General features: G+C 39.6%; 20 protein-coding genes and 1 riboswitch. Of the genes, 9 read left to right on the plus strand and 11 right to left on the minus strand.

The window, feature by feature from the left end; all coding sequences use genetic code 11:
* Nucleotides 1-39 precede the first annotated feature (39 nt).
* Nucleotides 40-2,100, plus strand: a complete 2,061-nt coding sequence (gene znuD, locus KTJ10_RS13820; RefSeq protein WP_262442241.1) for a zinc piracy TonB-dependent receptor ZnuD — start codon at nucleotides 40-42, stop codon at nucleotides 2,098-2,100.
* A 75-nt stretch (nucleotides 2,101-2,175) separates the two neighbouring features.
* Entirely contained in the window at nucleotides 2,176-3,639 is a 1,464-nt protein-coding gene (locus KTJ10_RS13825; RefSeq protein WP_262442242.1) for a phospholipase D family protein, read from the plus strand.
* A 195-nt stretch (nucleotides 3,640-3,834) separates the two neighbouring features.
* Here the strand turns inward: KTJ10_RS13825 and KTJ10_RS13830 are convergent, their stop codons facing one another.
* Entirely contained in the window at nucleotides 3,835-4,281 is a 447-nt protein-coding gene (locus tag KTJ10_RS13830; RefSeq protein WP_002116392.1) for a hypothetical protein, read from the minus strand.
* A gap of 165 nt (nucleotides 4,282-4,446) precedes the next feature.
* Between KTJ10_RS13830 and KTJ10_RS13835 the strand changes: the two genes are divergently transcribed.
* Nucleotides 4,447-4,830 (plus strand): RcnB family protein, encoded by a 384-nt coding sequence (locus tag KTJ10_RS13835; RefSeq protein ID WP_133481527.1) that lies wholly within the window; start codon nucleotides 4,447-4,449, stop codon nucleotides 4,828-4,830.
* A gap of 38 nt (nucleotides 4,831-4,868) precedes the next feature.
* Here KTJ10_RS13835 and KTJ10_RS13840 read toward each other — a convergent pair whose 3' ends face one another.
* The 4 genes from KTJ10_RS13840 to KTJ10_RS13855 all read right to left on the minus strand — a co-directional run bounded on the left by KTJ10_RS13840 (nucleotide 4,869) and on the right by KTJ10_RS13855 (nucleotide 9,890).
* Nucleotides 4,869-5,351: a phosphate-starvation-inducible protein PsiE gene (locus KTJ10_RS13840; RefSeq protein ID WP_086265224.1), complete on the minus strand. Its 483-nt coding sequence runs from the start codon at nucleotides 5,349-5,351 to the stop codon at nucleotides 4,869-4,871.
* Between the two features lie 119 nt (nucleotides 5,352-5,470).
* Nucleotides 5,471-7,252: an acyl-CoA dehydrogenase C-terminal domain-containing protein gene (locus KTJ10_RS13845; RefSeq protein WP_199977978.1), complete on the minus strand. Its 1,782-nt coding sequence runs from the start codon at nucleotides 7,250-7,252 to the stop codon at nucleotides 5,471-5,473.
* A gap of 167 nt (nucleotides 7,253-7,419) precedes the next feature.
* On the minus strand, nucleotides 7,420-9,222 hold the full coding sequence (locus KTJ10_RS13850) for an acyl-CoA dehydrogenase C-terminal domain-containing protein (RefSeq protein ID WP_046811894.1): 1,803 nt from the start codon (nucleotides 9,220-9,222) through the stop codon (nucleotides 7,420-7,422).
* Between the two features lie 290 nt (nucleotides 9,223-9,512).
* Entirely contained in the window at nucleotides 9,513-9,890 is a 378-nt protein-coding gene (locus KTJ10_RS13855; RefSeq protein ID WP_199984927.1) for a hypothetical protein, read from the minus strand.
* Nucleotides 9,891-10,022: 132 nt separating this feature from the next.
* On the opposite strand from KTJ10_RS13855, the gene baeS reads away from it, so the two are divergent.
* A complete protein-coding gene (gene baeS, locus KTJ10_RS13860) occupies nucleotides 10,023-11,681 on the plus strand; it encodes a sensor histidine kinase efflux regulator BaeS (RefSeq protein WP_044100323.1) in 1,659 nt (552 codons plus the stop codon).
* Nucleotides 11,682-11,702: 21 nt separating this feature from the next.
* Complete coding sequence (locus KTJ10_RS13865; protein WP_002116101.1) at nucleotides 11,703-12,389, plus strand: response regulator; 687 nt, start codon at nucleotides 11,703-11,705, stop codon at nucleotides 12,387-12,389.
* 69 nt (nucleotides 12,390-12,458) lie between these two features.
* On the opposite strand, the gene KTJ10_RS13870 is transcribed toward KTJ10_RS13865, so the two are convergent.
* The 3 genes from KTJ10_RS13870 to KTJ10_RS13880 all read right to left on the minus strand — a co-directional run bounded on the left by KTJ10_RS13870 (nucleotide 12,459) and on the right by KTJ10_RS13880 (nucleotide 15,826).
* Nucleotides 12,459-13,040: a murein L,D-transpeptidase family protein gene (locus tag KTJ10_RS13870; RefSeq protein ID WP_262442243.1), complete on the minus strand. Its 582-nt coding sequence runs from the start codon at nucleotides 13,038-13,040 to the stop codon at nucleotides 12,459-12,461.
* A 71-nt stretch (nucleotides 13,041-13,111) separates the two neighbouring features.
* Nucleotides 13,112-14,554, minus strand: coding sequence for a protein adenylyltransferase SelO (locus tag KTJ10_RS13875; protein ID WP_262442244.1), 1,443 nt, complete (start codon nucleotides 14,552-14,554; stop codon nucleotides 13,112-13,114).
* 99 nt (nucleotides 14,555-14,653) lie between these two features.
* Complete coding sequence (locus KTJ10_RS13880; protein WP_002116208.1) at nucleotides 14,654-15,826, minus strand: acyl-CoA desaturase; 1,173 nt, start codon at nucleotides 15,824-15,826, stop codon at nucleotides 14,654-14,656.
* A 208-nt stretch (nucleotides 15,827-16,034) separates the two neighbouring features.
* Between KTJ10_RS13880 and KTJ10_RS13885 the strand changes: the two genes are divergently transcribed.
* Entirely contained in the window at nucleotides 16,035-16,568 is a 534-nt protein-coding gene (locus KTJ10_RS13885) for an META domain-containing protein (protein WP_005064230.1), read from the plus strand.
* Between the two features lie 28 nt (nucleotides 16,569-16,596).
* On the opposite strand, the gene KTJ10_RS13890 is transcribed toward KTJ10_RS13885, so the two are convergent.
* The 3 genes from KTJ10_RS13890 to KTJ10_RS13900 all read right to left on the minus strand — a co-directional run bounded on the left by KTJ10_RS13890 (nucleotide 16,597) and on the right by KTJ10_RS13900 (nucleotide 19,911).
* Nucleotides 16,597-17,310 (minus strand): glycerophosphodiester phosphodiesterase, encoded by a 714-nt coding sequence (locus tag KTJ10_RS13890; protein ID WP_262442245.1) that lies wholly within the window; start codon nucleotides 17,308-17,310, stop codon nucleotides 16,597-16,599.
* A gap of 75 nt (nucleotides 17,311-17,385) precedes the next feature.
* Nucleotides 17,386-17,964, minus strand: coding sequence for a cob(I)yrinic acid a,c-diamide adenosyltransferase (locus tag KTJ10_RS13895; RefSeq protein WP_262442246.1), 579 nt, complete (start codon nucleotides 17,962-17,964; stop codon nucleotides 17,386-17,388).
* A gap of 96 nt (nucleotides 17,965-18,060) precedes the next feature.
* Complete coding sequence (locus KTJ10_RS13900) at nucleotides 18,061-19,911, minus strand: TonB-dependent receptor plug domain-containing protein (RefSeq protein ID WP_262442247.1); 1,851 nt, start codon at nucleotides 19,909-19,911, stop codon at nucleotides 18,061-18,063.
* Between the two features lie 23 nt (nucleotides 19,912-19,934).
* Nucleotides 19,935-20,142: riboswitch (cobalamin riboswitch) on the minus strand.
* Nucleotides 20,143-20,268: 126 nt separating this feature from the next.
* On the opposite strand from KTJ10_RS13900, the gene KTJ10_RS13905 reads away from it, so the two are divergent.
* Genes KTJ10_RS13905 through KTJ10_RS13915 form a run of 3 tightly spaced genes read left to right on the plus strand, consistent with a single transcriptional unit; the run spans nucleotide 20,269 to nucleotide 22,663 of the window.
* Nucleotides 20,269-20,937 (plus strand): phosphoribosylanthranilate isomerase, encoded by a 669-nt coding sequence (locus KTJ10_RS13905; RefSeq protein ID WP_199977970.1) that lies wholly within the window; start codon nucleotides 20,269-20,271, stop codon nucleotides 20,935-20,937.
* Complete coding sequence (gene trpB, locus KTJ10_RS13910; protein WP_002116129.1) at nucleotides 20,912-22,141, plus strand: tryptophan synthase subunit beta; 1,230 nt, start codon at nucleotides 20,912-20,914, stop codon at nucleotides 22,139-22,141. The genes KTJ10_RS13905 and trpB overlap by 26 nt, the downstream gene beginning before the upstream one ends.
* A 9-nt stretch (nucleotides 22,142-22,150) precedes the next feature.
* The gene (locus tag KTJ10_RS13915) at nucleotides 22,151-22,663 is read left to right on the plus strand and encodes a DUF1543 domain-containing protein (RefSeq protein WP_032056704.1); all 513 of its coding nucleotides are present in this window, start codon (nucleotides 22,151-22,153) and stop codon (nucleotides 22,661-22,663) included.
* Nucleotides 22,664-22,682 lie beyond the last annotated feature (19 nt).

The raw sequence follows: 22,682 nt of genomic DNA on the forward strand, positions 1-22,682 counted from the left end.
TATAACAAAACAAAGGCGTAGCGATCAGAGAATCACCTCATGTTGTTCCATAAAAATATTTTGACCATATCCATTTTAGCTGTCATATCCGTACCTTCATTTGCAGCAGAAAGTGAAAATGTTGAAAAGCTAGAAACCATTCGAATTAAGGCTCATCCGCTTGAGCAAACTTCACAAGATTTTGCTGTGGCAGATACTGTTGTTGATCAAAAGCATCTGTCGCAAGGCGCTGCTACCATTGGGGATGCACTCAGTAGTGAAGTAGGAATTTACGCGAATCAGTTTGGGGCTGGTTCGAGTCGTCCGGTCATCCGTGGACAAGATGGGCCACGCGTTAAAGTACTTCAAAATTCATCAGAAAATATTGATGTATCGACGTTGTCTCCTGACCATGCGGTAACAGTAGATCCTGTGCTTGCGAAACAAGTAGAAGTAATTCGCGGCCCTTCAACTTTACTGTTTGGTGCGGGGACTGTCGGTGGTTTAGTTAACGTCATTGATAACAAGATCCCTACGCAAATGCCCGAAAATGGTTATGAAGGACAAGTTGGCTTACGTTACAACACTGGAAGTGATGAAAAACTAGCGAGTGCTGGCGTAACTGTTGGCTTGGGCAGCCAAGTTGCTTTACGTGTTGAGGGGTTAACTCGTGATGCGAATAATTATATTGCTCCAAATTATATTCATGAAGGTGAAAAAGAGCGCCGTGTAGACAATACCTTTGCGCAGGGTGACTCAGTTAATGTTGGTCTGTCTTGGATTTATGACCGTGGTTATACGGGTATTTCTTATAGCAACCGTCGGGATCAATATGGCTTACCGGGGCATAGCCATGAATATGAAACTTGCCATATTCATGGTTTAAGCTTGCATTGTGGAGACCATGAAGAAGGTGAAGAAGCTCACGATCATGAGCATGAAGAACATGAACACGAACATGGCGGTCCATGGATTGATTTAAAGTCTGAGCGTTATGATTTTAAAACCGAGTTAAATGATCCATTTGCAGGCTTCCAAAAGTTACGTGCGCAGGCGAGCTATACTGACTATCAGCATGATGAAATTGAAGAGGGCGCAATTGCGACCCGATTCCAAAACAAAGGCTATGATGGACGCATTGAGTTAGTACATAACCCGATTGCAAGTTGGGAAGGAGTGATTGGTGCACAGTTAGGTCAACAGAAATTAGATTTAACTGGTGAAGAAGCATTTATGGCCCCGACCACTACCAAAAAGTGGAGCGTATTTGCTTTAGAACATAAACAATGGAAAGACGTACATTTTGAGCTTTCTGCCCGCGCAGATCAGCAAGAAATTGATGTAGACGATAACTCTAAACAAGATTTTGATGGCTCGGCACTTTCTTACGCAGGTGCTGCAAATTGGGAGTTTGCACCAAACTATAAACTTTCTTTTGTCGCTTCACATCAGGAACGTTTACCTTTAGCTCAAGAGTTATATGCAAATGGTGGACATTTTGCGACGAATACTTATGAGTTAGGAAATGATCAACTCAGTAAGGAAAAATCGAATAATGTTGAGTTAGGTTTGCATTTTGATAATGACAAACTTGATTATCATCTTCATGTTTACCATAACTGGTTTGATGACTACATCTATGCGCAAACCCTTGACCGTTATAAAGACTTCCGTTTAGTTCAATACACTCAAGATAAAGCTCGTTTCTATGGTGCAGAGGGTGAAATTGGTTATCAAATTACCCCAATGTACAAGATCAGTGCTTTCGGTGACTATGTACGCGGTAAAATTGATGCAGAGGGTAACGCTCCACGTATTCCAGCGGGACGTTTAGGTACTAAAGTTGATGCAGACTTTGGCGATGGTTTTAGTGGTTCTGCCGAGTACTATCATGTCTTTAACCAAGATAAGATCGCAGCTTACGAGACCGAAACTGAAGGCTATAACATGCTTAATCTTGGTGTAGCATATTCTGGACAATATGGTGCAAAAACAGATTATCGTGTTTATATGAAAGCAAATAACTTGTTAGATGACACGGTTTATCAACATGCTTCATTCTTATCAAATATTCCACAAGTTGGACGTAATTTTACTGTGGGTGTTGATTTTACTTTCTAAGGCTTTAACACGAAACTAAACTTGAAAAATCAAGCCAAAAGACCTAATTTGAAACCATCAAGTTAGGTCTTTTTTATGCGTATTTTTCAACGAATTCATCAAAAGTTAAATTGGTCAGGGCGTCGTTATATGGCGGTATTACTTTGCGTTGTTGCTATTGCATATGTTGCATCGGCGATTTACCACACAGTAAAACCATTACCACAAGGGATTAACTTTAGTGGCAAGCTTAGACATGCCGATGTTAAATTTTTAGCAGACAAAACTTATCTTGATGCAAAAGGGCAACAGCAGGTTGACCAGCACATCTTTGATGAAATCTTGAAAATGATTGATGAGGCAAAAACCACGATTGTGGTGGATATGTTCTTGTTTAATTCAGAAGTGGGTGATTCAAAGTTGAAGCAAAGACCATTAATGCAAGAGTTAACAGATGCATTAGTAAGTAAGAAAAGACAAAATCGCCAAATTCAGATCGTTATGATTACCGACCCGATTAACTCGGTATACGGTGGTATCAGCCCTGAACACTACCGTCAGTTACGTCAGGCAGGTGTTGATGTGATTGAAACGAATTTAGCCCCTTTGCGTGCTTCTAACCCATTCTGGTCAGGCTTCTGGTACATCTGCTGTCAAAATATTGGCAATAACCCTGAAAAGGGCTGGTTACCAAATCCATTCGGTGATGAAAAAATTACACTGCGCAGCTATCTAAACTTATTTAATTTTAAGGCGAATCATCGGAAAACCGTTGTTGTTGACACCGATGCCGGTTGGAAATCATTGGTAACCTCAGCAAATCCACACGATGGCAGTTCTAGACACTCTAATGTCGCGTTGGTTGTAACAGGGGCAACAGCTGCTGATGTTCTTCAAACTGAAGCTGCAGTTGCACAAATGTCAGGCAGTAGCTCTCCATCGCTCATTTTAGGTGACTTTGAAAAAGACGTTAGCAAGCCTCAAGTGCAGGTGTTAACTGAAGGCGCAATTTATCAATCTGTATTGAAATTGATTAATTCAGCGAAGCCGAAAGAGCATCTTGATTTAAGTATGTTCTATTTATCTGAACGCAAGATTATTCAAGCGCTAAAAAATGCTCAAGAACGAGGTGTTATTGTTCGTGTTTTACTCGATCCAAATAAAGATGCGTTTGGTCGACAAAAGAATGGTATTCCAAACCGTCAGGTGGCTTCAGAGTTACATGCTGCTGGTATTCCAATCCGTTGGTGTGATACCCATGGCGAGCAGAACCATAGCAAAATGATCTTAAAATATAATACCCAACACGCTGAGTTGATCGTAGGATCTGCCAACTTTACGGCCCGTAATTTAAAAAATTATAACCTTGAAACAGATATGTTGGTCATTGGCAAAGTTCAAGATCAAGTTTTTAAAGATGCACAAGATTACTTCAATACCTCTTGGTCAAACCTAAAAGATAGACAGATGAGCGTGGATTACGCGAAGTATGCAGATGAATCTAAAGTGAAGTATTGGATTTATCGTTTTATGGAATGGTCAGGGTTGTCGACTTTTTAATCACTATCTTTGGAGTTTTCCAAAAAATAGCAAGATGATTGGCGACATGGATGTCGCCGTTTCACTGTGTTGCAGGGAAGCAACATCAGTGAAACAAAGGTTTTTGTCACTTTTGACCTCTCAAAAGTGAGGCATTAGCCTATACAAAAGACATAAGAACATCACTGTAAGCAAAGGCTGTGCTATAAGTCCGATTTAAGGTGCTGGCGGAATCAATTGATCCAACGCTTTATCATCAAGTTTTTCTATTTCACTCAAATCAGTCTTAATTTTCCACTGCGACTCATCATCTACAGGATTTGGTAAACGTGCTTCAAGCCAGTCACAGACCACATCTGGAGAAAACTCCGGATGATTACACTGAATAATCCATGATAAAAAATCTTTGGCTTCACCATTCATATAAGGTGGTGGTGAAACAGGAAAGAATAATGTGGGCAGACGTTCATTCGTCGATAGGTAATTTAAAACATGACCTAGTTCTTGAACTGTTTGCCATGCAAGTGCATGCTCTACGTCAATACTGAACTTAAACCACCAAGCATGTTCGCCATCTGCTCCATGAGCCATGATACGGGCTTCTTGTACACTTGGAACTTTGCAAAAGAATTGATGAAGACGCTCAAAACTGATTTCAGACACAGCAATTGACCTAGTTTGAAAAATGCTAATGGTAGCACAGATACAGATTCTTCATATTTTCTTTATAGTCATTACAAAGTTTAGCAATCAAAGCTGTTTTATTCATGGTTTCTCCTCGACTGTCTTCTAATCTAGCTCCATATCAAGATTAAAAGGAAATAGGCCATGAAAAAGCCAATCGTTCTTGTACTTTCAACATTGATGTTAGGTATATCAGCTACCGCGATGGCTGATTCAGGTCATCGTTGGGACAATAAACATGGTAAAAACTATGATCGATATGAGCATCGTGATGACCGTCGTCATGATTATCGTAATGATCATCGAGCGCCAGTTTGGTCAAATGCTGATCGTGGTAAGCATTATGGTAACTATGTTGTTTTTAAACGTGGTGAACGTATTCCTACTCAATATCGCCATAGCCGCTATTATGTTTCGGACTGGAGAGCGCACCGTTTATATGCACCACCACGTGGATACCATTGGGTTAAAACCCCTAATCAATACTTATTAGTAGACTCAAGACATAACATTTATCGAGTTCGTTAAAAGTAAAATAACAAAGGCCTCTATTTTGAGGCCTTTTTCTATGCTAACTCGTCATCTTGCGGTTGAGGGGTTTTCAAATTATTTGAGGTTTTTGCATGTTTCTCTTTCATCACTGATGGGTAGTGCCATGACGCAAATCGTACGACTAAAATAGATAGGGCTAAAATCAAAATTGAGCCAGTAATAATGACTTGATCGATATCCGCTTTATGATCATGTTGAATATCTGAAATGAGTAGTCGGGTTAAGGCTGTAATTGCAACATAAATAAGAAAGCGCACAGGCATATGATTGGTTTTAAAGTAAATTCCAACCATTGCTCCCAATTCCAAGTAGATAAATAATAATAAAATATCATCAATTGAAGCGTACTTTTTGACAGTCAGAATTTCAAAAACGGTATTGGCTGCCGACCATGCCACCATACACCCGATAATAAACAAGGCTAAATAATGGAAGGCTTCTACGGCGTAATGTCCGAAACGGTCAAGTATCCGTTCGTATTTTTTAGAATCAGGCATAATGAGATCTTTTGTTTACTTCATAATGTTTAGAAATTAAACAAATTTTGTGCCAATGGAAATAGTAAATATAAAATAAAAAACGCCTGATTATTCAGGCGTTTTTATGAAGAGCTTAATTAAGCTTGATTTGTAAAGTAATCTTCACTAAAGCCCATAATTAAGTCAGAACCAGCTTTGATTTTAGCAATACGCGCATCAATATCAGGCAAAATACGTTCAACAAAATACTGAGCTAAAGCAAGTTTATTTTGGTAGAAATCACCAGACTTATCTTTTGCTGCTGCTGCAATTTTTGCAAACATGTATGAGAAGCTGAGTAAACCAACTGCATGTAAATAATCAACCGCAGCTGAGTTCGGGAACTCTACATTCTCAGCAGCTTGCTCAATAATAAACTGAGTGATTGCTTCAATTTCAGTTGCAGCATCTAAAGTTGCATCTTTAATGAAGTTCAAATCTGCATCTAATGTATTTGCAAAGTCACGAATTTCAGAGATGTATTCAGCGATGAAAGCACCACCATTCTTAATCACTTTACGACCGATTAAGTCTTGTGATTGAACACCATTCGTTCCCTCATAGATTTGAGCAATACGAAGATCACGAATACATTGTTCCATACCCCATTCACGGATATAACCGTGACCACCGAACACCATTTGAGCATCTAAAGTCGCTTGGAATGCTGTATCTGTGAGGTAAGCTTTTGCAATTGGAGTTAAAAGCGCAACGCGGTCATTGGCTTTTTTCACTGCTGCTGCATCAGTTGAGAATTTAGTAATATCGAGTTGTTGACCTACATAAACTGCAAATGCACGAGATGCTTCATTGTTTGCACGTACGTTTAACAACATACGACGTACATCGCCGTGTACTAAAATGCTGTCAGCAGGTTTATTTGGTGATTGAACACCAGCTGCACTACGACCTTGTAAACGATCAGTCGCGTATTGAGCAGCATTTTGATATGCAAATTCAGATGCGCCTAAACCTTGAATACCCATTGATAAACGTTCGTAGTTCATCATAACGAACATTGCTGCAAGACCTTCGTTTTCTTTACCAACGAGGTAACCTTTAGCTCCATCAAAGTTCATTACACAAGTTGCAGATGCTTTGATACCCATTTTATGTTCAATTGAACCTGGGCCAACATGGTTACGGTCGCCTAAAGAACCATCTTCATTTACAAGGTATTTCGGTACGATAAATAACGAGATACCACGTGAACCAGCAGGGGCATCTGGAGTTTTAGCAAGTACTAAGTGAATGATGTTTTCTGCTAGATCGTTGTCACCACCAGTGATGAAGATTTTAGTACCAGTAATGTTATAAGTACCGTCTTCATTACGTTCAGCTTTAGTTTTGATAATACCTAAGTCAGTACCTGCATGTGGCTCAGTTAAGCACATAGTGCCTGACCATTCACCTGAATAAATCTTAGGTAAATAAGTCTCTTTTTGCTCTTGAGATGCGTAGCTGTTCAAAGCCATACCTGCGCCGACTGAAAGAAGCGGGTAAAGCATAAATGATGGGTTTGTCGCAAATAACATTTCATCAGAAAGAACGGTGAGCATTTTTGGCATGCCTTGACCGCCCCATTCTTCATCGGCACCTAAGCCAATCCAACCACCTTCTGCATATTGACGAAATGCATCTTTAAAACCAGCTGGTGTGAATACTTCGCCGTTTTCATAGCGAGCGCCTTCTTCGTCACCAGTACGGTTTAATGGATGAGTCACATTCTGAGCAAATTTAGCCATTTCTTCTAAAATTGCTTCAGCTGTTGCAGCATCTACATGAGCGAGTTTCTCATTAGACTGCCAAAATTGTTCTGCTTTAAATACATCATTTAAGATGAATTTCATATCAGCTAAAGGAGCATTGTAAATTGGCATAATCGTTCACCTTTTTTGTGCACATTGGCCTGTGCTAGATATCCTGTAAAACGAAATGGATATGGAATTTAAAGTGTAAATTTATCATTGATTTTATAAAAAAAGGACCGTCAAAACTGAGCAGTCCTTTTTTGTTTTTTAACATTGCATATCGCAACTAACTATGGTTAGAAAGCGAAATGTTCAGCGTCTAATGACATTAATGGATCTAGACCACCAGCGATCACATCTACATGAGAACGTACACGTGGCAAGATTTTCTTGAAGTAGAAACGAGCAGTAGTTACTTTCGCATTGTAGAAGTCAACATCGGTTGTACCTTCTGCCAATTTCTCTTGTGCTACAAGCGCCATACGAGCCCATAGGTAAGCTAAAGTGATATAACCTGCGAAGTATAGGTAATCTACAGCAGCAGCACCGACTTCATCTGGGTTTTGCATCGCACGCATACCGATTTGCATAGTAAGATCGCCCCATTCTTTGTTAAGTGCCGCAAGCGGTTCAACAAATTCTTTCATAGCAGCGTTGTCTTTGTTTGCTTCTACGAATTTATGGATGATCTTAGTGAAGTCACGTAGCATTGCACCTTGAGTTTGCAATACTTTACGACCTAACAAATCAAGTGCTTGAATTTCAGTTGTACCTTCATATAAGCAAGCAATACGTGTATCACGTACGATTTGCTCCATGCCATGCTCAGAAATAAAACCATGACCACCGAAGACTTGTACACCGTGCTTAGCAGATTCAGAACCTGTTTCAGTTAAGAATGCTTTTGCAATTGGAGTCAATAAAGACAAGATGTTGTCAGCAAACTTACGCTCTTCTTCAGTTTCGCCTTTTTCAACGATATCTGCGTATTGAGCAAGTAAGTAAACAAGTGCACGGCCGCCTTCAGCAAACGCTTTTTGAGTTAAAAGCATGTTACGAACAGCAGGGTGAACGATAATTGGATCTGCTTCTTTTTCTGGAGCTTTAGGACCAGAAAGTGAACGCATAGCTAAACGTTCTTTCGCGTAAGTCAACGCACCTTGGAAAGATGATTCAGACGCTGCTAAACCTTGAACAGCAGTACCAATACGTGCTGTGTTCATGAAGGTGAACATACAGTTCAAACCACGGTTTTCAGGTCCAATCAAGTAACCTTTAGCTTGGTCAAAGTTAATGACACAAGTCGCGTTACCGTGAATACCCATTTTGTGTTCGATAGAACCACAACGTACCGCATTACGTTCACCAATAGTTCCATCTGCATTTACATTGAATTTAGGAACGATGAATAATGAGATACCTTTAGTACCTTTTGGTGCACCAGGTAGGCGAGCAAGAACGATATGGATGATGTTCTCAGCCATGTCATGTTCACCAGCAGAGATAAAGATTTTCTCGCCAGAGATTGCATAGCTACCATCTGCATTTGGTTCTGCTTTAGTACGGATAATACCTAAATCTGAACCTGCATGAGACTCAGTTAAACACATCGTACCTGTCCAAACACCTGAAACAAGGTTTGGTAAATAAGTATTTTTTTGTTCATCAGAACCATGATGTTCTAATGTACGTACAGCTCCGTGAGACAAGCCAGGGTACATGCCCCATGCCCAGTTCGAGCTACCTACCATTTCAGAAATTGCAATACCTAAAGAGTTAGGTAAGGCCTGACCACCGTATTGTTCTTCAGCTGATAAAGACGGAAAGCCAAGTTCAATATATTTTTGATAAGCTTCTTTAAAACCTGTTGGAGTAGTGACTACGCCATCATTCCAAGTACAACCTTCGCGGTCGCCAACTTGGTTTAAAGGAGAAAGTTCATTTTCACAGAAGTCAGCAGCAGCTTCTAAATATTGATCAACCAATTCACGGCTTACGTTACCTTGGAAATCAGGTAATTTTGCATAGTGTTCTTCAGCATTTAATAATTCATGCAAAACAAATTGCATATCACGTAAGGGCGCTTTGTATTGTGGCATATCGGGTTCCTCAATACTGGTGAAACCAGAGTTATAATCTTAATCTATGAGAATGTGCCATGAGGCACCTTGGACTATTACATCGTGCAACAACTTGCATAACTGCACAAGCACCTCAGGACCTTTACTTTGTGACTGCAAAGTCAAGAAAAAAATGCTTAAACTAGCTAAGTGCTTTGAGTGTAAACACTTTTGGTTATGTTTATATGATACAAATAGTCAAAATCGTAAACAGTTATGTATAAACAAAAAGGCGCCTATAGGCGCCTTTTTCTTTCATAATTTTAGAATTATTTTGCTGGAGCTGGTACTGGAGCAGGAGCGTTAACTGGTGGTTGAGGGCGCTTTGGTTCAAAACGAAGGTTACAAGTACCTTCAAGTGTCTTATCTCCAACTTGAACATTTACTGTTTGTCCATTCGCTTTACCATCACATGCTTTTTGGATTTGTTCAAAGCGAGCTTGACGTTCTGCGCGGTGCTGTTTCCATGCAGCTTTTTGTTCTGGAGTGAACTCACGGTGCTTCATATGGTGGTGACCCTCACGAGGGCCATCTTGCATCATTCCACGCTCTGGTTTAGGTGGTTGAGTTGTCGATTGACACGCAGCCAAACTTCCCATTGTTACAATTGCCGCACTAAATAATGCAATTTTTGCCGTCATTTTCATATCTAAAGCCCTTTAATGTTGTGTTTACTGATGGGTTAAAGATTAGATAATAAAGATGTAGAAACAATGGAGAGTTTTTCTTTTCGTTGTTGGTTACAATGCAAAATATAGGGTAAAAATGAGAGAGTGCTTTTGAACGTTCTACGTGTTCCCATTGCATTACGGTTATTTTTGACAGTCTTGCTCACCACATTGCTTATTGCGACTGCAAGCTTGAGCGTTTTGCACTGGACAATGCAAAAGAACTTTGCCAAATACGTGGCTGACGTTGAAATGCAGAAGCTAGATCGTCTCATTACCAATCTAGGTGATGTCTATACCGTGTACCATGATTGGGGAAATGCGATTCAGGCACAGATTTTACAAATTGAAGGAACCGCAGCTCCTGACGACTATGATCGTCTCTCACAGTGGTGGCTTCGTCGCCAATATGATATTGCCATACAGCAGCATTCTTTTGATGAACATGCCCTTATTAATATTTCACCGCAAGTTGCACCGACCAATAAAAATACTATTTTTAGTGATGAAGAGTTAAGAACGCTTGAGCAAAATTTACCTTCTCAATATCAACCTTTTGAAGGATTAAGATTCCCCTTAAGCGCAAACCAATTTCGCCCAAGTGATGATAAAAATAAATCAAAGAAGGGGAGCTTAAAAGATATTGAAACCCAAAATGGGAAGAAGCGTTTTATTGCTTTGCCTGACCGTTTGGGTTTGAGTTCACGTTTATCTTTATATGATGCACGGCACCAGTTTGTGGTAGGTGAGCCGCCTTCTTCAGATCAGATGTCATTTCGGCCGATTATTTTAAACAATCAAGTTGTTGGATATTTAGGTTTAAAGCCAGTTTTAGATAAAGAAGATGCTTTGAGTATTAATTTCTTTAGTAATCAAAAGCGTTATTTACTCTTAATTTATGCTTTAACTTTACTATCAAGTCTAGTTGCAGCGCTGTTAATGGCGACTTATTTTAAAAAGCCAATTCAGCGTTTATTAAATGCAACGAATGAATTAACCAAAGGAAATTATCAACACCAAGTAGTCATTAAGCGAAATGATGAGTTAGGTGATTTATCAACTCAATTGAACCATTTGGCAGAGATTTTACATCAGCATGAAGAGTCACGACGTCAATGGGTGGCTGATACTTCTCATGAGTTAAAAACGCCTTTGGCTGTATTGCAAGCGCAAATTGAAGCGATGCAAGACGGGATTCGAAAAGCAACCCCTGAACATTTAGATGCAATGATGCGTCAGGTTTCAAGTCTGAAAAAATTGACCCAAGACCTTGCAGACTTAGCGCAGGCAGATGCTCAGCAGCTTAAGTGTTATTTGAGTTCTGTAAATCCATGGGAAGTGGTATTACAAGAAGTTGAAAACTTTAAACCCAAACTTGAGCAGGCTGGTCTTGAAATTCAAGTTGAAGGAACAAGTTCTCCGCTATTATTAGACCGTGATCGATTTAAACAGATTATTGTTAATTTAATTAGTAATAGTATTCGTTACACAGAAACAGGTGGCAAAATTCATATTCATACAAGTCAGACTCCTCAAGAGTGGACGTTATATGTCGATGATAGTCCTTATGGTTTAAGTGATGAGCAGTTATCCCGTTTAGGTGAACGTTTCTATCGCGTAGATGATTCGCGTACGCGTAGTACAGGTGGAACAGGGCTGGGCTTAGCTTTGTCTTGTAAGATTGCGCAGGCGCTTGGTGGTACACTCAGTTTTGAACATTCACCATTAGGTGGTTTACGTTGTGTACTTACTTTTAAAAAGCAGAGTTAAATATAAAAGGAAAAATATCTCATGAAACATGTGATGTTGGTTGAAGATGAAGTCGAATTAGCGCATTTGGTGCGTGATTATCTTGAAGCTGCCGGTTTTGAAGTAAGTATGTTTCATGATGGTCAAGATGCCTATGCGAGTTTCCAGCAACGTAAACCTAATTTAATGATTCTGGACTTAATGGTTCCACGAATGGATGGTTTAACGATTTGCCGTAAAGTTCGTGAACAGTCAGACTTACCGATTATTATGGTCACTGCCCGTACCGAAGAAATTGACCGAGTATTAGGTCTTAACATGGGTGCTGATGATTATGTATGTAAGCCATTTAGTCCGAAAGAGTTAGTTGCTCGTGTACAAGCTGTGCTACGTCGTTTAGAGCGTAAGGCAGAGCCTGAGCAAAATGATTCTTTCCGCATCGATAAAGCACAACAAAGAATTTGGTATCAACAAAAATCATTGAGCTTAACGCCAACCGAATTTCGTTTACTTGAGCTATTTTTAGAGCATGTGGGGCAAGTTTATTCACGTGCACAATTATTAGATCACATTAATCCAGATAGCTTTGATGTTGCCGATCGTGTGATTGACAGCCATATTAAAAACTTGCGCCGAAAAATTAGTGAAGCGGCTGAAACTGGTAACCGCCATGAGTGGATTCAAGCGGTTTATGGTGTAGGTTATCGCTTCGAATATCCTGAAGAGTAAGTCTTTATAAAAGTTATTCTGTGGATAACCACAATGTTATCCACAGAAAATGTGGATAGTTTTAAAGAGTTATGGATAAATTATAATCTTGGTGTGATTGGGTACTAATTGCCAAATTTCATCTATATCTACATTTCTAACAGCGATACATCCTAAGGTCCAATCCTTATGGGGCATATAAGTCGAGCTAAAAGGCATCGATAGTAAGGATTTTGGAACGGATCCATGAATCATGATATCTCCTCCCGTTGGTTGATTATGTTGCTTGGCATAAGCAATATCTTTCGCATCGGGATAGGAAATATGCAGCGATTTATAGTACGCACTTTTGGAGTTTCGCCAATCTATAGAATAAATTCCTTCAGGTGTTTTACCATCATTTTCAAAGTGTTTATGTCCTTTAGGATTAAAGCCGAGACGAATCGGATATTGGCGAATTATCTCTTCATTATTTTTAAGTAGAAGTAGGCGTTGGTTTTTAAACACTTCAATTGAAGTAACTGGCTTGGTCTTTATGAGTTCTAATATTTCTTCTTTTGAAAGCGCTTGATAGCTTGACGTAAAAGTCGGTAAATATTTTTCATAATTATAAAAAGCGATTCCCAGTGGAACGATAAGAAGTGTGCAAATAATGATGGGGCTAATTTTCATATATTATTTTTTATACTCAATGAACTCTCTTAAGTGTTGAGAATGACTTAAGAGAGTTTAGTTTTTTAATATTAAGATGAACAGCTTACTGCAACATCAGGCATATCGCTTGGTAACGGGCCTAAATCTTGTGGTTGCTCAAGCTCTGGTTGTCTTGTGTATGGATGATTAAGTAGCTTAAATAAACGATCTACTTCGCTAAAATCATCTCTTTCCGCTGCTTCAATAGCACGCTGCGCCATGTGATTACGTAAAATATAAACTGGATTTGCTTTTTGCATATTTGCATCCAGCTCATCAATATCTTGATGTTCACGAATGCTTTCATATTGGCTAAGAAACTCATCAAACTGTCGAATATCAAGACAATCATCTCGTAAAGCTTTGTATTCTTTATTTTGAAGACGAATAAAACTTTGAGTGTAATCGAGTTGTTCAGTTTGTAAGATTCTTAAAAACGCAAAACTACAATCAAGGCTGTCTTTGTGGAAATGGGGAAGTCCCATTTTTTGACATAAACCTTGTCCATAGTGTTCTAAAAAGATTGGTTCAAATTGTTCTAAGCAACGTGCTAACTCTTCTTTAAACTCATCTTTTTGTTCAGGTTCAGCAAGAGGAATTAAGTTGTTTAACCACGTCCATAAGTTCCAATGACCTATACTCGGTTGATTTTGATAAGTATAACGGCCTTGGTAGTCCGAGTGATTGTTGATCCAGTTGGGGCGGAAACGCTCCATAAAACCATATGGCCCAAAATCGAGTGTTGAACCTGTAATATTTAAGTTGTCGGTATTCATCACTCCATGAGCAAATCCAACCAATTGCCATTTCGCAATCATAATTGCAGTACGTTCAACTACCTTTTTGGCAAAGGATAAAATTGGATTTTCAGTTTCTAAGCATTCTGGATAATGCCATTCAATACATTTTTGAGTGAATTCTGACTGCAATTCAGGCGCATATTGATTAATCCATTCGAAGTGTCCTAAACGAATATGGCATTCAGATGTTCTGAGTAGCATTGCACCTAACTCTAATTTTTCACGCTGTACGCCTTGAGTCGAGGTTGTGAAACCGACTGCATGACTAGATGCGACGCCTAAAGCATTTAGAGCATGTCCTGCTAAATATTCACGGACCACAGAGCGTAATACGGCTCGTCCATCTCCCATTCTTGAATAAGGGGTAGGGCCTGCACCTTTGAGATGTAGGTCAATGGTTTGACCCTTTGTATTTAGTATTTGCGCAATCAGTAAGCCACGTCCATCGCCGAGTTGTCCTGCCCATTGTCCGAATTGATGGCCAGCATAGACCATCGCAAGAGACGGAAATTCAGGGAATGTACGCTGTCCACTACAGATCTCAACCCATGCATTTTTATCGTTTTCTGACCATTGCAGTTCATCAGCCAAAGCACTGTTAAAATGTCCTGCTTTTGCACCACGTAAGGGTGATGGCTGCTGAACATGAAATAATTTAGACGGAAGTGAAGGGTAGAGCGGATTAAACTGCATAGGCTTAGCAAAATAGAGAGAGCGAATTTCACTATAACACAGTTAAAAAGCAGGCATAAAAATAGCTCCCGAAAGAGCTATTTTAGATCAGAATTTATTTTAGTCTGACACCACGTTGGTATTCTTTTTAACACTACGCATAAGTGTTTCTAAGCATTCGCGGTGATGACTTAAACGGTGTTCAAGCAATTGGAAATCAACTTTAAGCTTATGATCCATTCTATGAATCTTTTCAGCCATTGCTGCTTTTTTCGCTTGTAACTCTTGTTCTTTAAGTTTTGCCCAATCATTTAAGGTGTGTGTAAATGCTTCGTACTCTTGTGCAATACGTTGCTTCATTTGAGTAATGTCTGCATTTACATCATGACCATAAATAGCGAGGTCTTGTTCAGCGTATTTAAATTTCATCGCCAGTTCTGCTTTTTTAATATTAAAGCTTGGAATACGACGTAAATTTTTAGCTAAACCAATTTTAGAACATGACCAGATCAACCATTTTGTTGGGTCATATTGCCACCATTTCACACCATTACGATAGTCGTATTGGAAGATATGGTGATAGTTGTGGTAACCCTCGCCCCAAGTGGCAATGGCTAACCAGAAATTATCACGTGCTGAGTTTTCATCTGTATAAGGACGTTTACCAAACATATGGCAAAGCGAGTTAATAAAGAATGTAACTTGATGGCTAATGATTAAACGTAAGAGACCACCTAGGAGGACTACACCCCATAGATCACCTGTTGCCCAACCGATTAAACCTAAAATACCAACATGAACTGCGACTACAAGTAGTGCGTAATATTTATGCTGGAACATGACCAATTTATCATTGAGTAGGTCTGGTGCATTTTTAAAGTCTGGCTCAGATGGTGAATGATCGCGGATCATCCAACCCATATGGGCATACCAAAAACCACGCTCAATTGAATACGGATCCTCATCAACATCATCAACATGTCGATGGTGAGTACGGTGACCAGATGCCCAAAACAAAATACTATTTTGCACGGCAAATGTTCCACCGATCATTAAAAGAATTTTAAGCGGTAACGACGCTTCATAAGCTCGGTGAGCCCAAAGGCGATGGTAACCAGCAGTAATCCCCATACTACTTAGAGCTAAAAGAAAAAATAAGCTTACCCATGCGCTTACACTAAAATCATAATAATACGCATAAATCGGGATTATGATTGCGGCAAGAATTGGTAAACCAATTAAGGTAATGCTAGCGGTCCAGTTAATTGGGGCTTTGAGTGGGGCGGAAGTCATATCCGGCAGCGCTCCTAGAATCCTTGTGAAACAAGGTACAAAGACAAAACGACATAGCAAAACCAATCATCAAGATATATTGCTATTCTATCCTTCATATTAGCACGTGCTTAGTGAGAATCACTAGCATTATTGTACAGATGTATTGAAAGAACCGTAACAGAATTAAACTATGTCAAAGAGTTTTTCAAGCAGGAGAAGTTGTTTAATGAACGTACAACGATTGAAAAAAAAGAACAGCATTGATATTTCAAGAAAATTATCATTGAAGTGTGTCTTGGTCACAATCAGTCTTGTATTAGCCGCATGTCAAAGTGCACCCGAACAAACTACGAAAAAAGTTCAAACAAAAAGAACAGTTCATCAGACTCAAACCCCTATTGTAAAAAAGCGAGTGAGTCCAGATGGCATTCAAGATATTGATTGGCAGATCACTCAGATCAGTGGTCATAAGGCAAAATTTTTTAACCAATGGCCAACCCTTTCACTGAACTCAGCAGTCAAAACAGTATCGGGCCATACGGGCTGTAATGCTGTTTTTGGTCGTTATACCTTTAATTTCAGTCAGCAAAAACTTGATATGCAAGTAAATGCAGGTCATTCAAGCTGTGATGGTGCTTTGGCTCAAGAAGCAGAGCTGGTAGATGCTTTGCAACGTATTCAACGCTTTCAACTCGTAGGTAATACGCTATATCTACTTGACCAGAGTGGTCAGCGCCTCATTCAGGCACAAAAGAAATAAAAGGTGGTTTTTACCACCTTTTTTATATTTATAAAGCTTGTAACATCGTGGTTGGAATATCTGTAATTAAGCCCTGAACCTCTAAATCACGCAGCCTTTTTGCTCTTTCTACATCATTTACTGTCCAGACACTGATGTTCAAACCAGCTTGATGTGATAATTCAATCATTTCATCTGTTGCAAGCTGGTCGTGCCAACCAATATGACCGCAACCATATTGATGCGCGAGTTCAATCGCTGTTGCGCCAACTGGAAGTTCAACTAACAATCCGCGTTTAAATTGAGAGTTTATATCGCGTAAAGCAGTTAGAATTTGAAGATCAAAACTTGTGATGGTTACGACTTTCTCAAAGCCCTGTAATTCCATCTCAAGCTTTTGAACGAGTTGTTCGGCTAACGCCATATCTCTTACAGCTTTAACCTCAACTTCAATATGATCGAAGTTATCAAGTAAATTTAAAACACCTTTAAGTGTAGGTGTTGGTTCAGAAGTTGGCCAATTGGGCCAGCTTTGACGATGATCGAATGACAATGCCTGAGCCAAAGTCGACTGCTCTACAACTTGATCGACTCCAGCTGTACGTAAAAAATTGTCATCATGAATAACAACTAACTCTTGGTCTTGAAGCTGACGAATATCAAATTCGACACCACGAATACCTAAGTCTTTTATGTGCTGAAACCCACCTAACGTGTTTTCAGGAGCTTCTCGGCGTGCACCACGGTGACCAATAATGCGCATAATTTTCTTCTATGAAATCTTTTGATTATGGTCTCTTTTAAAAAGAGTAGAGACCATATTTAATCTAATCTATTTTTAAATAATCTCATTAATATTTTTTTGCCAAAGTACTTCTTGTCCACCTTCAGCACGCTGTAAAGCACGCGATGCGACAAATAACCAGTCAGATAGACGGTTTAAAAGTTGAAGTGCTGTAGCTTGAATATTTTGATCACGAGTTTGCACCGACATGAGTGATCGCTCTGCACGACGACAAACAGCACGAGCTTGATGAGCATAACTACAAGATAAGGAGCCAGACGGCAGAATAAACTCCTTAAGCATCGGTAAGTCTTCATTCATACGGTCAATTTCTTTTTCAAGAAATTCAATACAAACGGGCTGGAGTAGGTTGTAATTTGGAATACAAACCTCTCCACCTAAATCAAAAAGCCAATGTTGAATCAGACTTAAGCTTTTATCCCAATCAGCCTTATTAGTTATTTGACTAGCTGTGATTTGAGCACGGAGTACCCCAATAATGGCGTTGAGTTCATCAACATCACCAAGTGCCGTAATTCGTAAATCATCCTTGGCAACACGAGAACCATCGCCTAAACCTGTGGTACCTGAGTCGCCTGTGCGTGTATAGATTTTGCTTAAACGGTGTCCCATGATGGATATCCTGAACATAAAAAAGGGGATAATGTCGGTCAGAACATTACCCCGAAACTGGAGTTAAGAAAATATTTTTATAATCAGAGTGAAAAATTAATAACGGAAAGTGACCCCAACAGAAGCTTGGCGGCCTGTATTAACATACCAATCATTTGAAGGATACGTATTTAATACTTCACGATATTGAACATCACCTACGTTTTGAATATTGGTAAATACTTTTACGTTAGGAATAATATTCCAATAAGCATTTAAGTCTACAGTTGCATAACCCGGTACTCGCATAGAATTTGCTGAGTCTGCATAAGATTTAGATCTTGCAATTAAAGAGGCACTGATTCCATAAATTGCATTTTCTAAACCTGTACTTACAGTGATTGTCTGGCGAGGACGGTAAGCAATTTCTGTATTATCTTTTTCATTTTCTGTTTTTACGTAAGCATATTCAGTAGACAAGAATAGATCATCCTGACGCCACTTAATTCCAGCTTCACCACCTGTAAAGTTTGCTTTAGCTATATTTGTATTAGTACCAGCATTGTAGGCGATAAGATCTTTAATTTTTGTATGATAAACAGAAAAATTAGTACTCACATTTGATGTAAGATCGTAGTTCATACCCATTTCATAAGAAGTACTTTCTTCTGGGGCTAAGTTCTCATTGCCTCCCCATTGAGAATATAGTTCATTTAAGGTCGGAGCTCTGAAAGCACTGCCGATATTTGCATATACACTAGCATTAGGTAAGAAATGATAGCGTATAGCACCTTGTCCAACAGTATGAGTACCAAAGCGTTGGTTGTCTTCTAAACGAACACCGACTTGGGTGTCAAAAAGATCATTTTTGAGTTGATGCTGTAAATAATACCCTGTGCTATTTACACTTTTATCTGAGTTAAGAATGGTATTACTTTTATAATTTGCATCGTTATAGGTAGCACCAACTAAAATATTTTGGTTTGGAGTGAATTTCCATTTCAGGTTTAAATCACTCTCATTATTTTCAGTATTGTAATATGAGCCATAAGCAGGAACATTTTGTTTATCCTCAACATTTGCATAGTGTGCATTAATGATTAAATCAGGCAAAATATTATAAGCAACTTTAGTGTTAATAACTCGATTTTCGAATTGACGTTGTGCTGTATTGGTTATGTAGTCATTACTAAAAACGTTAGTGCCTTTATTTTCACTAATTGAAGCAGAAGCATCTATTAAGTTTTCTTGGAAGAAACCTATTTTAGCGTGATAGCCTTTTTGATCATAACTGGCTTTTTCATTTTCTGGCTGGCTTTCAAAAATACGTGTCCCATCACTTTCTAAGCGTTGCCCACCTACTTGTGCATAGAACCCTTGGTCAGTCACAAGATTGGCATTAACAATAGCCTTATAGGTATTATTTTCACCATAAATACCCGTTAACTCAGCACCTGTTTTCTCTGGTTTTTTAGAAATTAACTGGACAACACCACCAATAGCATCACTACCATATTGAACTGATGCAGGGCCTTTTAGAATTTCAATTTGTTGAACATCTGTCGTATCTAAAAACGCCGGATATAATGGGCCAAGCTCATTTTGACTATTTAAGCGAGCACCATCTTTAAGAACTAATGTATGAACTGATTTAGTGCCACGAAGTGAAATTTCAGAAATCTGACCTAGACCACCGCTTTGTTTGATATAAACAGAAGGATCGCGTTGGATAATATCCGAAACGTTTAATAATGGATTATTCTCAATCGTTTTTTCATCAATCACTGAAATCCGCGCCGGAACTTCACTGGCTTTTTCAGCACTTTTTGAGGCAGTGATTACAATTGGATCTAGCTGAGTTGCATTCGTTGTATCTTCAGCAAAAATAACAGGTGAAAACCCCATCGCAATAGCGATAGCCCCTACCAGACGAGTAGGTTGAAAAGACTTAGACATAACATGCTCCATACATTCACCCCACGTGAATGATCGGGTAGATAGATGAAACAAGTAGGTCTCCGGACTTCAGCGCCATATTTAATTTATGGACATATTCACCTTCCCACATTACTGCAGTGGTGTAAGTCGAGAACGACTTAAAAAATATGCTTTACATTGTTACCGTTGCGGGGGCAGTGCCGGACTTTCACCAGCTTCCCTAAAGCATGAATTGCTTACACTTGCTTCCAATTTTACGCAGTATAAAGTGGCGATTTACTTCATACAATGTCATTTGGAGCAATTCCCAGAGAACTTTTACGCAAGGGACAAAAATTGCATTACAATGGCGCTTATTTTAAGAAATGGTTGTAGTTTAGGCAGATCATGAGCCCATCAAACCAAAAACGTACACGAGCAAAAATCTGTGGAATTACTCGCATTCAAGATGTTCAGGCAGTTGTTGCTGCTGGAGCTGATGCGATTGGTTTTGTTTTTTTCCCGCCAAGTCCAAGACATGTAACGGTTGAACAGGCCCAAGAATTAGCAAAAGTAATTCCACCTTATGTACAAATGGTAGGTTTGTTTGTAAATGCGAGTGCTACTGAAATTCAGGATGTACTTGATTGTGTTCCCCTAGATGTATTACAACTACATGGCGATGAAACTCCAGAACAATGTCAGGAAATTGCTCTCCATTGTAAACGTCGCTGGTATAAAGCGATTCAGGTTAAACCTGATCTGGATGTAGTTGCTGAAATTCAAAAATATCAGGCAGCTGGTGCCAGTGCTGTATTACTCGATGCATGGCATCCTGAGCTCAAAGGGGGCACAGGACATCAGTTTGACTGGTCTAAATTCCCAAAACTTGATATTCCATTAATCTTGGCAGGCGGTTTAACCCCTGACAATGTCATTGACGCTATTCATACTACCGGTGCTTTTGCAGTAGATGTGAGCGGAGGCGTAGAGTCCGCAAAAGGTATAAAAGACCAACAACTCATTGAACGATTTATGCAAGGAGTCCAACGTGGATCAGCAAAACAATGTGATTGACTATACACAGTACCCAGATGCTGCAGGGCATTTCGGTATCCATGGCGGACGTTTTGTGTCAGAAACTCTAATGGCGGCATTAGAAGATTTAGAAAATCTCTATTCCCGCATGAAAAATGATGAACAGTTTTTGGCAGAATTCGACCGTGACCTCGCCTACTATGTAGGTCGTCCTAGTCCACTTTATTATGCTGAGCGATGGTCAAAAGAGTTAGGTGGTGCGCAAATTTACCTTAAACGTGAAGACTTGAACCATACAGGCTCACACAAGGTAAATAACACGATTGGTCAGGCATTACTTGCAAAGCTTTCAGGCAAAAAACGTATTATTGCCGAAACTGGTGCAGGGCAGCATGGTGTAGCAACAGCAACAATTGCAGCACGTTTAGGTCTTGAATGTGTTGTTTATATGGGTGCTGAAGATGTTAAGCGTCAAGCGATGAACGTTTATCGTATGCGTTTGTTGGGTGCTACAGTTGTTCCTGTGCAAAGCGGCTCTAAAACGCTGAAAGATGCTATGAACGAAGCAATGCGTGACTGGGTAACGAATGTTGATACGACCTACTATGTAATTGGTACAGTTGCAGGCCCGCATCCATATCCTCAATTGGTTCGTGACTTCCAGTCGATTATTGGCCGTGAAGCACGTAAACAGATTTTGGAGCAAGCAGGTCGCTTACCAGATGCATTAGTTGCCTGTGTAGGTGGTGGTTCAAATGCAATGGGCTTGTTCTATCCATTCTTAAACGATGCCAATGTGAAAATGTATGGTGTTGAAGCAGCTGGTTTTGGTATTGAAACTGGTAAACACTCTGCGCCGTTAAATGCGGGTCATGTTGGTGTATTGCATGGTAACCGTACTTACTTGATGAGTGATGAACAGGGCCAGATTATTGAGACACATAGTATCTCAGCGGGCCTTGATTATCCGGGTGTTGGCCCTGAACATAGCTTCTTGAAAGATATGAAGCGTGTAGAGTACGTGCCAATTAACGATACAGAAGCTCTTCAAGGTTTCCGTGATTTAACCAAAATCGAAGGGATTATTCCTGCGCTTGAAAGCTCGCATGCGATGGCCTATGTGTCTAAGCTTGCACCGACAATGTCTAAAGATCAGATTATTATTGCGACTGTTTCAGGTCGTGGTGACAAAGATTTAATGACAGTTGCACGCATTGATGGCGTAGAAATGGTTGAAATGTAAGAGGAAAAAATGCCAAGTTTGTTTATGGTAATGTTAGGCGGGCGTCATGCACGCGCTAATACCGAAGTTCATGATGTTGTCATGGCTGTAGGAGATACTTTGGAAGAAGTTTATCCTCAACTTAAACAGGCTTGGTTTGGTGAGGCTCAAGGATTGCATATTGATGCTTGGGCCAAGCTCTCTGGCGTTAGCTCTCAAGGACAAAATTATCAAATTCACTTTACAGACGCTGCTCCACAACCAGATGATTTAAAATTATATTTAATTAATCTAGGTGGATATAATGCAAGTGAATTCGGTGAACTTCACCGTTATGAGTTTGTGGTTGCGCCCAATGCGGTAGTTGCCAAACAATTAGGTAAACAATTTATAGATCGGCAGTGGCAAAAAGCACATACAGATCGAGTTATTGATATTGATGACTGCTTAGCGATAGATTGTGTAGCAGGGCGCTATATTCATTTAATAAAAGGCGGTTTTGCTGAAACAATTTGGGAAAATACGTATTTGACCGTGGTATAGGTCATTTGAAATCTAATAT

Source organism: Acinetobacter sp. WU_MDCI_Abxc222 (assembly GCF_025514755.1).
Taxonomy (GTDB): Bacteria; Pseudomonadota; Gammaproteobacteria; order Pseudomonadales; family Moraxellaceae; genus Acinetobacter; species Acinetobacter geminorum.

Bases quoted from the DNA above. Each gene is read 5' to 3' on its own strand.
- znuD (WP_262442241.1), top strand. From the start codon at position 40: ATGTTGTTCCATAAAAATATTTTGACCATATCCATTTTAGCTGTCATA.
- KTJ10_RS13825 (WP_262442242.1), top strand. From the start codon at position 2,176: ATGCGTATTTTTCAACGAATTCATCAAAAGTTAAATTGGTCAGGGCGT.
- KTJ10_RS13835 (WP_133481527.1), top strand. From the start codon at position 4,447: ATGAAAAAGCCAATCGTTCTTGTACTTTCAACATTGATGTTAGGTATA.
- KTJ10_RS13840 (WP_086265224.1), bottom strand. From the start codon at position 5,351: ATGCCTGATTCTAAAAAATACGAACGGATACTTGACCGTTTCGGACAT.
- KTJ10_RS13845 (WP_199977978.1), bottom strand. From the start codon at position 7,252: ATGCCAATTTACAATGCTCCTTTAGCTGATATGAAATTCATCTTAAAT.
- KTJ10_RS13850 (WP_046811894.1), bottom strand. From the start codon at position 9,222: ATGCCACAATACAAAGCGCCCTTACGTGATATGCAATTTGTTTTGCAT.
- KTJ10_RS13855 (WP_199984927.1), bottom strand. From the start codon at position 9,890: ATGAAAATGACGGCAAAAATTGCATTATTTAGTGCGGCAATTGTAACA.
- KTJ10_RS13865 (WP_002116101.1), top strand. From the start codon at position 11,703: ATGAAACATGTGATGTTGGTTGAAGATGAAGTCGAATTAGCGCATTTG.
- KTJ10_RS13870 (WP_262442243.1), bottom strand. From the start codon at position 13,040: ATGAAAATTAGCCCCATCATTATTTGCACACTTCTTATCGTTCCACTG.
- KTJ10_RS13875 (WP_262442244.1), bottom strand. From the start codon at position 14,554: ATGCAGTTTAATCCGCTCTACCCTTCACTTCCGTCTAAATTATTTCAT.
- KTJ10_RS13880 (WP_002116208.1), bottom strand. From the start codon at position 15,826: ATGACTTCCGCCCCACTCAAAGCCCCAATTAACTGGACCGCTAGCATT.
- KTJ10_RS13885 (WP_005064230.1), top strand. From the start codon at position 16,035: ATGAACGTACAACGATTGAAAAAAAAGAACAGCATTGATATTTCAAGA.
- KTJ10_RS13890 (WP_262442245.1), bottom strand. From the start codon at position 17,310: ATGCGCATTATTGGTCACCGTGGTGCACGCCGAGAAGCTCCTGAAAAC.
- KTJ10_RS13895 (WP_262442246.1), bottom strand. From the start codon at position 17,964: ATGGGACACCGTTTAAGCAAAATCTATACACGCACAGGCGACTCAGGT.
- KTJ10_RS13900 (WP_262442247.1), bottom strand. From the start codon at position 19,911: ATGGAGCATGTTATGTCTAAGTCTTTTCAACCTACTCGTCTGGTAGGG.
- KTJ10_RS13905 (WP_199977970.1), top strand. From the start codon at position 20,269: ATGAGCCCATCAAACCAAAAACGTACACGAGCAAAAATCTGTGGAATT.
- KTJ10_RS13915 (WP_032056704.1), top strand. From the start codon at position 22,151: ATGCCAAGTTTGTTTATGGTAATGTTAGGCGGGCGTCATGCACGCGCT.